This window comes from Brevibacterium sp. OS20, from assembly GCF_056837565.1.
Genome location: NZ_CM166367.1, coordinates 993,923 through 1,007,041, shown reverse-complemented (window position 1 = coordinate 1,007,041; position 13,119 = coordinate 993,923). Strand labels below are relative to the sequence as shown.

Genomic DNA, 13,119 nt, shown 5'->3' with positions numbered 1-13,119 from the left:
CTGGGCCGCCGTCAGGTAGCAATTAGGGGTGGAGGGAGACGCCGTCGACCCAGACGTCCGCGATGTCGCCCGGGGTGCCCATGGCGAAGATCTTCGCCAAGGCGTCGCCGTCGTCGGCGGCGTGGCGGATGCCGACGTCCAAGGGCTGGCCCTCGGCCGGGCGGATGAGCACGGCGTCGAAGCGCTTGCCCTCGCCGAGCACCCCGACCTCATCGAGCTCGAGCGCCTCGGCGCCGGCAGAGGTCGCCAGGTGCAGCAGATGCGCAGAGGTCAGCGCCACTCCCCCGGCCGGGTCGAGCTGCTGCATGAAGTATGACTGCACGCCCTCCTTGAGCAGGTTGAACCCGGTGCCCGCTCCGACGTCCGAACCCAGGGCCACCCGGACGCCGGCCTCGATGTGCCGGCGCAGCGGGAAGAAGCCGCTGGCCAGAGCCGAGTTCGAGGTCGGGCAGTGCGCGACCACCGACCCGGCTTCGGCCAACCGCGCCAGTTCCCGATCCTGCGGGTGGACGTTGTGCGCGAGCACGGTGCGCCGGCCGACGAGTCCCGCCCGGTCGTACGTATCGAGATAATCACGAGCCTCCGGGTGGATCTGCGCGACCCCGGAGATCTCATCGACGTTCTCGTTCAGGTGCGAGGTCACCCAGACGCCCGGGTTCTCCTCCACGAGGCGGCCGCCGGCAGCCAGCAGCTCCGGTCCCGCAGAGAACGAGAATCGCGGGGTCACCGCGTAGCGCAGTCGTCCCTTGCCGTGCCACCGGTCGATGAGCGCTTGGCTCTCCTCGGTCGAACGCTCCACGTCGGTGAGCAGCGCATCGGGCAGGTTCCGGTCGCTCGTCACCAGCCCGGAGGTGATCCGCAGCCCCGATGCTGAAGCGGCGGCGAAGAAGGTGTCCATGGCGCCCGCGAAGTGCGAACCGAAGACCATCGCCGAGGTGGTCCCCGCCGAGATCAGTCCCGTAAGGAATTCACCGGCCACCGCCTTCGCGTAGGCGGGGTCTCCGAGCTTCGCCTCTTCGGGCAGGGCGCACTGGTCGAGCCAGTCGAGCAGCGGCCGCCCGAGATGGCCGATGGCCCTGACCTGCGGCAGATGGACGTGGGTGTCGATGAGTCCGGGGATGAGCACATCGTCGCGGAGGTCGACGACTTGCGCCTCGGGGTGCGCTGCCCGGGCGGAGTCGAAGTCGGTGCGGGAGGTGATGAGTCCGTCGTCGACGACGAGGGCGACATCGGCTGCCGAACGCAGCCGGCCGCCGGTGAATGGGTTGTCCGGCGTATCGAAGACGCGGGCACGGTAGATGACCACAGTGGTTCTCCTTGAGTCAGTGGTGGTGAAAGTCAGTGGTGGTGAAGAGTCAGGCCATGCGGCCGAGCAGATCCGCGGCGACGCTCACGGCGATCGTCGCGGGTGCTTTGCCGGGCAGGTCGGGCAGTCCGATGGGGCACCGGATGGCGTCGATGACCTCGGGCGCGAAGCCTTCGGAGGCGAGGTTCTTGCGGAAGCGCTGCCATTTCGCGTTCGAGCCGATGAGCCCGACCGATCCGAGGTCGCCGCGGGTCAGCGCCGCGGAGCACAGGTGCAGGTCCTCGGCATGGTCATGGGTCATGATGACCACGTGCGCTCCGGCCGGCAGCTCCGTGATCACCTCTTCCCCGACGACAGCGAATTCGCGGCGGATCCGCGCCACCGGCTCCTCCAACTCATCGAGAGCTTCGAGCTGTTCCGGCCGTGAATCGGACACGGTCAGGTCGAGATCGTGGCGGGCGAGGATCCGGGTGAGCTCGAGTCCGATGTTGCCGATCCCGAAGATCGCCACCGAGGCGGGCACGGGCAGGGGTTCGAAGAGCATGGTGACCTCTCCGCCGCAGCATTGGCGACCGTATTTGGCCGGAGCCTTGTCGTTGAGCCGCAGAGTGAGCATCTCCGGAGCCGTCTGCCCCTCGGAGAGCAGCTCCCGGGCACGGGTGAGGGCCGTCATCTCGAGATTGCCCCCGCCGATGGTCCCGAACAGGTCATCAGCGGTGGCGATCATCTTCGCTCCCGCCTCGCGCGGGGCATGCCCGCGCACCGCAGCGAGAGTGACGAGGACAGCCGGCACCCGAGCTGCGCGAAGCTCGGCTGCGGTGTCCATCCAGGTCATGACGGAACTCGTTGTCCTTCCCTCGCCGAGGCGGCCGCCCCCGAGTCCTGCCCGCGGGCTTCTTCGATCGCCCAGAACACCGCTTCCGGTGTGGCCGGGGACGCGAGGTCGACGCTGTGGCCGGGTCGCGCGAAGGCACCGACGGCCTCGCGCAGGGCTTCGCGGACGGAGAAGGCGAGCATGAGCGGGGGTTCGCCCACGGCCTTCGACCCGTACACGGCTCCTTCTTCATGTGCTTTGTCGAGGAAGGCGACGTTGAAGATCTCGGGGACTTCAGAGAAGCTCGGAATCTTGTATGTGCTCGCTGCCTGAGTGGCCAGGCGGCCGCGGCTCGGCTTGTCCGATTCGTCCCAGCGCAGGTCCTCCAGGGTCAGCCAGCCGGCGCCCTGGATGAAGCCGCCCTCGATCTGTCCGAGGTCGAGCAGCGGTGACAGGGAGTCTCCCACGTCGTGGACGATGTCGACGCGGCGCAGGGTGTAGGAGCCGTCGAAACGGTTGACTTCGACTTCGGACGCCGCGGCCCCGTAGGCGAAGTACTTGAACGGTTCGCCGCGCATCTGCGAGAGGTTCCAGTGCAGTCCCTCGGTGCGGTAGAAACCTGAGGCCGAGAGCTGGATGCGCTGGAAGTACGCGGTGTTGATGAGCTCTTCCCAGGTCACCGTCTTCGGTGAGGACAGCGCGGAGACGATTCCCCGCGAGATCTCCACCTCATGGGCGGGCGCCCCGAGGATGCCCGCGGCCACCTGCCGCAGCCGATCAAGGATCTGGTCGCAGGCGTTCTTCACCGCTCCGCCGTTGAGGTCGGATCCGGAGCTCGCCGCCGTCGCCGAGGTGTTGGGCACCTTGTCCGTGCGCGTCGGCGCCAGACGCACCGTCGACAGGGGCACGCCGAGGGTGGTGGCCGCGACCTGCAGCATCTTCTGATGCAGCCCCTGCCCCATTTCGGTGCCGCCGTGGGTGACGAGGACGGAGCCGTCCTTGTACACGAGCACGAGCGCCCCGCCCTGGTTGAATGCGGTGAGGTTGAACGAGATGCCGAACTTCACCGGGGTGATCGCCAGACCGCGTTTGATGTGCTCACTGCCCGCGTTGAATGCCTCGATCTCAGCCTCGCGGGCTTCCAGATCGGATTGGGAGATGAGCTGGTCCCAGCACGCCCCGATCCGCTCGGGATGACGCACCGGCTGATAGTAGGGAGTGTCCTGACCTTGCGCGTAGAAGTTCCGGCGGCGCAGCTCGCGGGCGCTGAGCCCCAGCTGCGGGGCGACGCGTCCGATGATGTCTTCCATGACGAGCATGCCCTGTGGGCCGCCGAATCCGCGGAACGCCGTCTGCGAGGTCTTGTTGCATTTGGCGATGCGGCCGGTGACCTGGATGTTGGGCACCCAGTAGGCGTTGTCGATATGGCACATGGCGCGGGTGAGCACCGGTTCGGAGAGGTCGAGGCTCCACCCGCCGTCCGCGGTCAGCGTCGCATCGAGGGCGAGGATCTTCCCCTCCTCGGTGAATCCGATCTTCCAGGACGAATGGAAGCCATGCCGCTTGCCGGTCATGGTGATATCGCGGGTGCGGTCGAGACGCAGCCGCACCGGCCTGCCGGTGAGCTTCGCACCGAGCGCGGCCAGGGCTGCGTAGCCGTGGGGCTGCATCTCCTTGCCGCCGAAGCCGCCGCCCATGCGCAGGCACTGCACGGTCACCTCGTGGGCGGGAACTCCGAGGACGTGGGAGACGATGTCCTGAGTCTCGGTGGGATGCTGGGTCGAGGACTGGATGAAGACCTGTTCGTTCTCGTCCACATGCGCCAGGCAGGCCTGCGTCTCGAGGTAGAAGTGCTCCTGACCGGCGAACTCGAATTCGCCTTCGAAGACATGAGCGGCATCGGCGAACGCGGAGTCGACCTCGCCCTTGTCGATCGACAGGGGCTTGCCGTGGTAGCTGTCGGCAGCGATCGCATCCCGCACGGTCACCAGTGACGGCAGTTCCTCGACCTCGGCGGTGACGGCCGCCGCGCCTTCCTTCGCGGCTTCGAGATCCTCGGCGAGCACCCAGGCCAGGGGCTGGCCGAAGAACATGATCTCGTCGACCGGCAGCATCGGCTCATCGTGTTTGACGCCCTGATCGTTGACGCCGGGGATATCGGCGGCGGTGATGACCTTGACGACTCCGGGCACCGCATAGGCGGGTTCGATATCGATGGCGCCGAGGCGGCCGTGCGCGGTCGTCGACTGCACGGGGAAGGCGTGGAGGACCCCGGTGAGGCGTCCGACGAGGTCATCGGTGTAGAGCGCGGTACCGGTGACGTGACCGAAGGCGCTTTCATGGTGGTGGCGTTCGCCGACGACCGGGTCGGCGGGGCGCTGGGAGAGCTGGCTCATCACTTGACCTCCTTGCTGGTCACGGCCGGGTGGCCGAGCTGCTCGGCGTAGAAGCGTTCGAGGGAGGACCGCAGCATCGCGGTCCGGTATTTCGCACTCGCCCGGTGGTCGTCCATCGGGGTGCCTTCGGCGGCGAGGGTCTCGGCCGCCTGGTGCACGGTCTCCAATGTCCATGGCCGGCCTTCGAGGAGGGCTTCGGTGGCGGTGGCGCGCAGCGGGGTGGCGGCGACTCCACCGAGGCCGATCCGGGCCTTGGCGATCAATCCGTCCTGGATGTCGACGGCGTAGCCGATCGCCACCGAGGAGATATCGTCGAAACGGCGCTTGGCGATCTTCTGGAACGACGTCAGCGGGGACAGCGGCAGCGGGATGCGGATGGCGGTGATGAGTTCATCGGACTCCCGCACCGTCTGCCGGTATCCGGTGAAGTAGTCGGCCAGCGCCACGGTCCGGGATCCGCGCACCGAGGTGAGCACGAGCTCGGCCTCCAGCGCCAACAGAGCCGGCGGTGTGTCGCCGATAGGCGAACCGGTGCCGAGGTTGCCGCCGATGGTCGCCCCATTGCGGATGAGGCGGGAGGCGAACTGTGGGAACAGCTTGCCCAGCAGCGGAATGTCTCCGGCGAGCTCACGTTCGAGTTCGGACAGGGTGCGGGAGGCACCGAGTTCGACGAACGACTCGGTCCGGCGGATTCCGCGCATCTCCTCGAGCCGGTCGACGGCGAGGATGTTCTTACCGCGTGCTCCCTTGATGTTGACCTCGACGCCCCAGTCGGTGGCCCCGGCCACGACGGTGGCCTCGGGATCCTGGCTGAGGATGGAGGTCGCCTCGGCGAGGGTGGCGGGACGACGGTAGCGCCCGATCTTTCCCGTGGCGGTGTCGGCTCGCTGGTAGTCGGTGGCTCGAGCCGAAGGGGCGGGGCGGTCACGGCGGGCGGCCAGCGCATCGTCGGCTGCGGGCTGTCCCAGCGCATTCGCGGCATCGCGGATGGGGCGGTAGCCGGTGCAGCGGCACAGATTGCCCGACAGGGAGTGGAGGTCGAAGCCGTCCTCGCAGCGGTCGGGCCGGTAGTATTCGGCGGCCATCGAGGAGATGAAGCCGGGGGTGCAGTATCCGCATTGGGATCCGCCGCGCACGGCCATCTCTTCCTGGACGGGGTGGACGGTGTCTCCGTCGGCCAGACCTTCGGAGGTCACGACTTCTCCCCCGTCGAGGGCTGCTGCCGGCAGCAGGCAGGAGTTCACCGAGGTCCAGCGGGTTCCGCCGGATTCATCGGGGCGGGCGACCATGATCGCGCAGGCCCCGCATTCGCCTTCGGCGCAGCCTTCCTTCGCTCCGGTCAGACCCTGACCGCGCAGGAAGTCCAGCGCATTCGTATGGGGTGGGCCGTCGAACTCACGAACGGTCCCGTTGATTGTCACTTCGGCAGTTGACTGGTCCGTTGTCGCTGCGGACATCGCACTTCACACCTCCCGCGCCTCTCCACTGAGGCGCACAGTGCATGGTTGGAACAATTTGCTTCGTTCTTCGAGCCTCTGGTTATCCATGCGAACAGCGCAGAAGAACGCGGAAGAGGGGACTCGGCGTCCCCGCAGGTCAAGCCCCGTGGGCGATCTGACCCTTTCCCCAAGCTGAGTGTCCAACCATTGTTCTCATGCCCCCAAGATAGCCGAAATCGGGCCGCGAACGAAGTACAGGACGAATCCGGCCGAGACGACCCACAGCAGCCAGTGGACCTGACGGGCACGGTTGCTCATGGCGTGGATGAGCGCCCAGGAGATGAATCCGACGCCGATGCCGTTGGCGATCGAATAGGTCAGAGGCATCGTCACCATGGTGAGGAAGACCGGCAGCGAGGTGCGGAAGTCGGTCATGTCGATCTCACGGATCTGCGTGACCATCATGGCGCCGACGACGACGAGCGCAGCGGCTCCGGCTTCCATCGGGATGACGGCGATGAGCGGTGAGAAGAACATCGACAGCAGGAACAGCACACCGGTGATGCAGGCGGCCAGACCCGTGCGAGCGCCTTCGGCGATTCCGGCTGCGGAGTCGACGAAGACCGTGTTCGACGAGGCAGAGGCACCGCCGCCGAAGACCGCGCCGAGACCTTCGACGATGAAGGCTCCGCGGATGCGCGGGAACATTCCGTCCTCAGTTTGCAGTCCGGCGCTGCGGGCCAGTCCGGTCATCGAGCCCATGGCGTCGAAGAAGTTCGTGAACACGAGGGTGAACACGAGCATCGTGGCCGCGAGGACTCCGATGTGCTGGAAGCCGCCGACGAGGTCGAAGGCGCCGATGAGACCGAAGTCGGGAAGGGCGATGACCTGTTTCGGGAATTCCGGAGCTGAGAGGTTCCAGCCCAGCGGGTCCGGATTGACCGGGTCGCCGACGGTGCCGAGCTTCGCGAACGCCTGGATGATGATCGCGGCGATCGTGGCCACGATGATGCCGATGAGGATGCCGCCGGGAATCCTCCGCGCCACGAGGATGCCGATGAGGACGAGCGCGAAGACGAAGACCAGCGTCGGCAGGGAGCCGATCGATCCGTCCTGACCCAACTGGACGGGTGGGCCGGCCGGGGTGCGGGTGACGAACCCGGCGTTGACGAAGCCGATGAAGGCGATGAAGAGTCCGATGCCCACAGTGATCGCGATCTTCAGTGCATGCGGGACGGCGTTGAAGATCGCGGTGCGGATGCCCGTGGCACCGAGGACGACGATGATGACGCCGTTGATGACCACCAGTCCCATCGCATCGGCCCAGGTGACCTCCTGGACGACTGAGACGGCGAGGAAGCTGTTCATGCCCAGGCCTGCGGCCAGACCGAAGGGCAGTCGGGCGACGACGCCGAAGAGAATCGTGATGACGCCGGCGACGAGCCCGGTGACCGCGGTCAGCTGGGCGAAGTCGAGGCTGTCTCCGGCGATGTCCTGGGAACCGCCGAGGATGAGCGGATTGAGGACGACGATATAGGCCATCGCGACGAAGGCGACGATGCCTCCGCGGATCTCCTGTCTGATCGTCGAGCCTCGATGGGTGATTTCGAAGAATTTGTCGAGAAGCCCCGGTCTCGAAGATGCGGTCTGCACCGCTTGGTCGTTGTCAGCCATTTTCATGGACCACCTCAGGTTGTTCGATTTGGTCAGCCGGCGACATCATCGTCGTCGGCCCTGCGCCTTGAACATGCGCAATGAGACAGTCGAGTCTTCAACCCCGGATACCGGACCGGGATACCGAAAAGTAATTCCATATCCCGGAAAACTCTTTCTGTTTCACCGAGCAAGTCTCGCCGCTCGACCCTGGCGTGTCAATCATCACACCTCTGCCCGCGCCGATGCCATCCTTCGACGAGACAGACGAAACCCCTGACCAGAAGCGTCTGATCAGGGGTTTCCCTTGGCGGTGGCGGTGGGATTTGAACCCACGGTAGGGGGTTGCCCTACACAACATTTCGAGTGTTGCACCTTCGGCCGCTCGGACACGCCACCGCCGACAACTGTACAGCGGCGGACTTTCTGCGTCCAAATCGGTTCGCCGTGAGCTGGGACACGTCAGCGTCTGGCCGCGAAGAACTCCCTCAGCAGGGCCCGACTCTCCTCCGCCCGTACGCCCGAGGTGACCTCCGGATGGTGGAGTGCGGCGCGGTCGCGCAGCAGATCCCAGACCGAGCCGACCGCCCCGGCCTTGTCGTCATAGGCGCCGAAGACGACCCTGTCGATGCGTGAGCCGACGAGGGCTCCGGCGCACATCGCGCACGGTTCCAGCGTGACGACGAGGATGCAGCCGTCCAAGCGCCATTCGCCTCTCGCCGAGGCGGCGGCTGAGATCGCCATGAGTTCGGCGTGGCCGAGCGGGTCGGCATCGATCTCGCGTCGATTGTGACCGCGCCCGATGATCTCACCGGCACCGTCGATGACCACGGCCCCGACGGGAACGTCGTCATGAGCGGGCGCCAGGGCCGCCTCGGCGAGGGCATGACCCATCCATTCATCGAGCCGGGTCACGGACGCAGCGGTCAGCGTGCGGCCTCGAGCTGATCGGCGAAGCCGACGGTCTCACCGACATGGGCGACGACGCGGGCCGGGTCGGACCGATAGCTTTCGACCTGGTCGATGAGGGTGGCGGCCGGGACTCCGCGGTCGGAGTAGATATCGGCGTCTCCGCCCCATTCGGCATCGGCGTCGAACTCGAGCATTTCGACCTCGTCTTCGTCGTCCTCCTCATCGACCGCGGCCTCGTCCTCCTCGGCGCCGAAGTCCTCTTCGGGCTCGGCGTCGTAGGCGTCGGGACGGGAGTCGAGGAAGTCGGCGAAGATCTCCGCGAACGGGCTCGCCTCGGCCGCGGCGAGGTCGGACAGGAAGACCTTGACCTCATTGTTCCGGCACAGGCGCACGAGCCCGAACCATTCGTCTTCGTGTTCGATGACGGCCACGGCCTCTCCGTCATCGCCGGCTGCCGAACGCATCATATCGACGAGGTCGTCGAGGTCGTTCGCGTCACGGACGTCGACATCGAGGGCGCGGAAGCCATCGCCGGAATCGGCCAGGATCTCAGTGAAGTACGACATGCCTCCATTGTGAACGCTTCGCCCCGCGTTGACCACTGCCTTGAGCCCGAAGTTCTCCCGTACCATTTGGGGTATGCATCTTCACGTAGCCGACCACCCGCTCATCGCCCACAAACTCACCGCTCTGCGCGATGTGAATACGGATTCCGCTCGTTTCCGACAGCTCACCGAAGAGCTCGTCATGCTGCTCGCCTATGAGGCGACCCGCTCGGTGGCCGTCGAAGACAAGGAGATCTCGACTCCGGTGACGACGACCGTCGGCACCCGCATCGCCGAGCCCCGCCCCGTCGTGGTCCCGATCCTGCGCGCCGGGCTCGGCATGCTCGACGGAATGCTGCGCATCCTGCCCACTGCCGAGGTGGGCTTCCTCGGAATGGTCCGCGACGAGACGACCTTCGAGCCCAGCGCCTATGCCGATCGCCTGCCTGATGACCTCACCGGCAGGCAGATCTTCGTCGTCGATCCGATGCTCGCCACCGGCGGCACCCTGGCCATGGCGATCGACTTCCTGCTCGCTCGCGGAGCTCGCGACGTCACCGCCGTGTGCCTGGTCTCCGCACCCGAGGGCGTCCAGCGCATCGAGCGCGACTACAGCGATTCCGCCGAGGTGAAGGTGTACACCGCGGCACTCGATGAGAAGCTCAACGAGAAGGGCTACATCGTGCCCGGACTCGGCGATGCCGGGGACCGGATGTACGGAATCGTCGACTGACGGCACCTGCGGATGACGATTTCGGTCGTCGACCCCGGCGACTGTGACGTCATATTTCGTCACAGTCGTCTCATTTTCGGGTTTTCCTTTGCGCGGCCGAAGTTTTGTGACAAATAATGAAGTCATGACTTCGACGATCCATCAGATGCGAATGCCGGGCGCACATATGTGTATGCCCTGCGTTCGTGGTCGGTGATCGTACTCCCGCTGTCCGGCCTCGAACGAGTTCACTCAAGCAGCGGACTCTTCCAGTCATATCGACCTCATGGTCGGAGCAAAGGACAGCTATGCCGAATCCAGAACCCGCCTACGTCCACCCCCGCAGTGCAGTGGCCACTCGACGTGCAGGAGCCAGGTTGAGCGCAGTCGACCCGCAGAACCCACCGCACACCTACGGGCCCGCCGGAGTCGTCCCCTCGCCGAAGGCCGCCCGCGGAATCATCGTCTACATCGGACTCGACGAGACCAAGGCCGCCGCCGACGGCACGAACCTCTCCGCAATCGCCGCTGAGCTGCAGGCCTACGCCAAGGAACTCGCCAGCCAGGCCGAGACCCAGGCCGTCATCGCCTTGGCACCGGAGGGCCGCGGCAGCGATATCGACGCCGTGCGAGCCGTGGCCAACGGCTCCCCCGCTGCGACCGGTGCACCGGCGGCGACACACGGCCCCGTGCGTTCGCGCATTCCCAACCGCATCCACCCGCCGGCCCTGCGCGAGGAGGCTGCTCCGGCGGCTCCCGCACCCCGCGGTTTCGGCGGACGGGCCGGCGACGCCTACACCCAGGCCACCGGCGAACGTCTGCGCATCGACATCCCTCGCCGCGAGGTCCGCATCGACGGCGACCTCGTCGATGTCACGACGAAGGAATTCGACCTGCTCGCCACCCTCGTCTCCCATGCCGATGAGACCCTGCCCCGTGAGGACCTCATCACCGCGGTATGGTCCGGCGGTGAGGTTCCCGACGAACGCACCGTGGACGTCCACATCCGCCGACTGCGGCGCCGCCTCGGCGAATATGCCTCCGTGGTGCGCACGATGAGGGGTTCGGGTTATCGCTACGACACCCACCCCGATGTGACTGTGTGGAGCGCGACTGCGCGTCGCTGACGTCGTGCGGCTGTGAGCCGCGTCGCAAGTCGCTTCCAGCGTGGGGCCAGACTTCCCGGTTAAGATCGTTGATCGATGAACCAGGCATATTCCTCACCGCGCAGAAGGCACAGCCCCGCGAAGGGCATCACCGCATTGATCTTCGGGATCCTCTATGCGGCATTCCTGCTTCTCCACGATCTGCTGCCGACGCGGATGGGCATCGCGCTCATCCTCGAATCGGTGCTGCCGTGGACGGGAATCGTCCTCGCGCTCGTGCTGCTCATGTTCCTCATCCGCTTCTCGTGGCTCTCGGCCATCGGGTTCCTCGTGCCTGCTCTCGTGTGGACGGGGATGTTCGGCCCTGCCCTGCTGCCGAATGAGGATTCCAGTGATCCGGACCTGACGGTGGCCACCCACAATGTGGGGGCGAGGATGCCACAGCCCACGGCTGCCGCGCAGAACATCGTCGGACGTGATCCGGACATCGTCACGATCCAGGAACTCGAATCCCTGTCCGGCAAGATCATCCACAAGGAGCTCGACTCCTCGTTCGAGCATTCGCAGGTCGTCGACACCATCGGCGTGTGGTCGAAGTGGCCGATGTCGGAGCCCGAGGAGGTCGACCTCGGTCTGCAGTGGCCGCGCGCATTCGCGACCACGATCTCAACCGATCACGGTGACATCCGCTTCTATGCCGTGCATATGCCTTCGGTGCGCCCGGGGCACGAATCGATGCGCAACGCAGCTCTGCGCCGCCTGGCCACGACAGTGGAGACCGATGGTGCCGAGCATGTCATCATCGCCGGCGACTTCAACACGGCGACCACGGACAACAATATGGAGACCTTGGTGCCGCCGCTGCAGGATACCCGGGAAGAGGCCCGAGGCGGCTTCGGCTTCACCTGGCCCTCCCAGTTCCCCGTCACCCGGCTCGACCATGTCCTCTACCGAGGTTTCGACGCCACCTCCGACGAGGTGCTCGAACGCGGATCGAGCGACCACCGCGCCGTCCTCGCCGGACTCGACCTCAAGTAGTCGGGGTCAGTTCGTGCACTGGCCTGTCGGCTGCGGTGTGCGCTCGGCGGCACCTGCGTCCAGTTCATCGGCGATCTCGGCTCGGGTGAGGGCGTAGCCGGTTTCGTCATCGGTGGCGGAGCGGGCGAAGACCATGCCGACGACGTTTCCGTCGGCGTCGATGAGCGGGCCGCCCGAATTGCCTTCCCTGACGATTCCGCGCAGTGCATAGACCTCGCGGACGACCGACTGCGAATCGTAGATGTCGAGTCCGCGGGCGTTGATCTTCTCCCGCACTCGGGTCGGTGAGATCGTATAGGGACCGTTCGCGGGGAATCCGACGACGACAGAGTCGTCTCCCGGTCCGAGCCCGTTGCCGAAGTCGAGAGCGGGAGCATCGAGACCCTGGACCCGGAGCACGGCCACATCGGCTTCGGCGTCGAATTCGACCACCTCGGCGCGGTAGGGCCTGCCCTTGCCCCCGACCTGTACGGCCAACTCAGTGGATCCGGCCACGACGTGGGCGTTGGTGGCGACGAGTCCGTCTTCATAGACGAAGCCGGAGCCTTCCGAACCAGTGGCGCAGCTGGTGGCCGTCGTCGTGATCTTGACGACCGAGTCCTCGACGCTGCGTCCGACGTCGACCATGCCTTCGTCGGGTTCTCCGACTCCGCGGATCTGTTCGGGCTGCCCGGAGAACACCTGAGGGAATCCGGAGGCGCTCAGTCCTTTCGCCAGTCCGCCCAGGGCGTTCTGGGAGGAGTAGGGAATGGTGCGGTCGATCGCGGCGATGACGGAGGAGTCGGCGACCCAGCGGTTGGGTTCGACGAGCGGGGTGGTGCGGATGAATCCGGCGGCGAGCCAGATGACGAGGACATAGACGATTCCGGCGGTGACGGTGCCGCCGACGGCGTCGATGCCCTGGCCGAGGTCGGAGTCCATATTGTTCTTGATCCACGCCCCGATGCCGCTGCCGGCGAAGGCGAAGAGGACGCTGAGGACCAACGGCATCGAGGCCAGCAGCATGAGCACGCCCTGGTTGTCCATGACGTCGGTGCCGGCGCTCAGCGATTCGACGAGCGGGGAGAGCAATCGGCCGAGGATCCAGCCGACGATGAAGCCCGCCGCCGTTCCGAGGGCGGTGATGATGCCCTGGCGGAACCCGGCGAAGAGCGCCCCGATGCCGAGGACGATGAGGAGAATGTCGAAGATCGTCACC

The 13,119-nt window shown here is 66.2% G+C and carries 11 protein-coding genes and 1 tRNA gene; 3 read left to right on the top strand and 9 right to left on the bottom strand.

Features of this window, described 5'->3' with window-relative positions:
* Window positions 1-22: 22 nt before the first annotated feature.
* The 8 genes from guaD to ACVZTU_RS04240 form a co-directional block, all read right to left on the bottom strand.
* Complete coding sequence (gene guaD, locus ACVZTU_RS04275) at window positions 23-1,306, bottom strand: guanine deaminase (protein WP_482401494.1); 1,284 nt, start codon at window positions 1,304-1,306, stop codon at window positions 23-25.
* A gap of 49 nt (window positions 1,307-1,355) precedes the next feature.
* Window positions 1,356-2,141, bottom strand: coding sequence for a xanthine dehydrogenase accessory protein XdhC (xdhC, locus tag ACVZTU_RS04270; RefSeq protein WP_420097474.1), 786 nt, complete (start codon window positions 2,139-2,141; stop codon window positions 1,356-1,358).
* Window positions 2,138-4,516, bottom strand: coding sequence for a xanthine dehydrogenase molybdopterin binding subunit (xdhB, locus tag ACVZTU_RS04265; protein ID WP_446655982.1), 2,379 nt, complete (start codon window positions 4,514-4,516; stop codon window positions 2,138-2,140). The genes xdhC and xdhB overlap by 4 nt, the downstream gene beginning before the upstream one ends.
* Window positions 4,516-5,973: a xanthine dehydrogenase small subunit gene (locus tag ACVZTU_RS04260; RefSeq protein ID WP_139469294.1), complete on the bottom strand. Its 1,458-nt coding sequence runs from the start codon at window positions 5,971-5,973 to the stop codon at window positions 4,516-4,518. The genes xdhB and ACVZTU_RS04260 overlap by 1 nt, the downstream gene beginning before the upstream one ends.
* 195 nt (window positions 5,974-6,168) lie before the next feature.
* On the bottom strand, window positions 6,169-7,629 hold the full coding sequence (locus ACVZTU_RS04255; protein WP_139469292.1) for an NCS2 family permease: 1,461 nt from the start codon (window positions 7,627-7,629) through the stop codon (window positions 6,169-6,171).
* 287 nt (window positions 7,630-7,916) lie between these two features.
* Window positions 7,917-8,007: transfer RNA gene (locus ACVZTU_RS04250), tRNA-Ser, on the bottom strand.
* Between the two features lie 63 nt (window positions 8,008-8,070).
* On the bottom strand, window positions 8,071-8,502 hold the full coding sequence (locus ACVZTU_RS04245) for a nucleoside deaminase (protein ID WP_376906412.1): 432 nt from the start codon (window positions 8,500-8,502) through the stop codon (window positions 8,071-8,073).
* A gap of 32 nt (window positions 8,503-8,534) precedes the next feature.
* The gene (locus tag ACVZTU_RS04240; protein ID WP_139469289.1) at window positions 8,535-9,086 is read right to left on the bottom strand and encodes a tRNA adenosine deaminase-associated protein; all 552 of its coding nucleotides are present in this window, start codon (window positions 9,084-9,086) and stop codon (window positions 8,535-8,537) included.
* A gap of 73 nt (window positions 9,087-9,159) precedes the next feature.
* Between ACVZTU_RS04240 and upp the strand changes: the two genes are divergently transcribed.
* From upp to ACVZTU_RS04225, 3 genes are all read left to right on the top strand, one after another.
* Window positions 9,160-9,798: a uracil phosphoribosyltransferase gene (gene upp / locus ACVZTU_RS04235; RefSeq protein ID WP_139469287.1), complete on the top strand. Its 639-nt coding sequence runs from the start codon at window positions 9,160-9,162 to the stop codon at window positions 9,796-9,798.
* Between the two features lie 287 nt (window positions 9,799-10,085).
* Window positions 10,086-10,904, top strand: coding sequence for a winged helix-turn-helix transcriptional regulator (locus ACVZTU_RS04230; RefSeq protein WP_139907110.1), 819 nt, complete (start codon window positions 10,086-10,088; stop codon window positions 10,902-10,904).
* A 75-nt stretch (window positions 10,905-10,979) separates the two neighbouring features.
* The gene (locus ACVZTU_RS04225) at window positions 10,980-11,921 is read left to right on the top strand and encodes an endonuclease/exonuclease/phosphatase family protein (protein WP_139469284.1); all 942 of its coding nucleotides are present in this window, start codon (window positions 10,980-10,982) and stop codon (window positions 11,919-11,921) included.
* A gap of 6 nt (window positions 11,922-11,927) precedes the next feature.
* On the opposite strand, the gene ACVZTU_RS04220 is transcribed toward ACVZTU_RS04225, so the two are convergent.
* The gene (locus tag ACVZTU_RS04220) at window positions 11,928-13,118 is read right to left on the bottom strand and encodes a MarP family serine protease (RefSeq protein ID WP_139469283.1); all 1,191 of its coding nucleotides are present in this window, start codon (window positions 13,116-13,118) and stop codon (window positions 11,928-11,930) included.
* Between the last annotated feature and the right edge of the window lies 1 nt (window position 13,119).

What these genes read in the sequence shown, in the direction of transcription:
- ACVZTU_RS04245 (WP_376906412.1), bottom strand. Translation starts at nt 8,502, where the DNA reads ATGGGTCATGCCCTCGCCGAGGCGGCCCTGGCGCCCGCTCATGACGAC.
- ACVZTU_RS04260 (WP_139469294.1), bottom strand. Translation starts at nt 5,973, where the DNA reads ATGTCCGCAGCGACAACGGACCAGTCAACTGCCGAAGTGACAATCAAC.
- xdhB (WP_446655982.1), bottom strand. Translation starts at nt 4,516, where the DNA reads ATGAGCCAGCTCTCCCAGCGCCCCGCCGACCCGGTCGTCGGCGAACGC.
- ACVZTU_RS04230 (WP_139907110.1), top strand. Translation starts at nt 10,086, where the DNA reads ATGCCGAATCCAGAACCCGCCTACGTCCACCCCCGCAGTGCAGTGGCC.
- ACVZTU_RS04255 (WP_139469292.1), bottom strand. Translation starts at nt 7,629, where the DNA reads ATGGCTGACAACGACCAAGCGGTGCAGACCGCATCTTCGAGACCGGGG.
- xdhC (WP_420097474.1), bottom strand. Translation starts at nt 2,141, where the DNA reads ATGACCTGGATGGACACCGCAGCCGAGCTTCGCGCAGCTCGGGTGCCG.
- upp (WP_139469287.1), top strand. Translation starts at nt 9,160, where the DNA reads ATGCATCTTCACGTAGCCGACCACCCGCTCATCGCCCACAAACTCACC.
- ACVZTU_RS04240 (WP_139469289.1), bottom strand. Translation starts at nt 9,086, where the DNA reads ATGTCGTACTTCACTGAGATCCTGGCCGATTCCGGCGATGGCTTCCGC.
- ACVZTU_RS04225 (WP_139469284.1), top strand. Translation starts at nt 10,980, where the DNA reads ATGAACCAGGCATATTCCTCACCGCGCAGAAGGCACAGCCCCGCGAAG.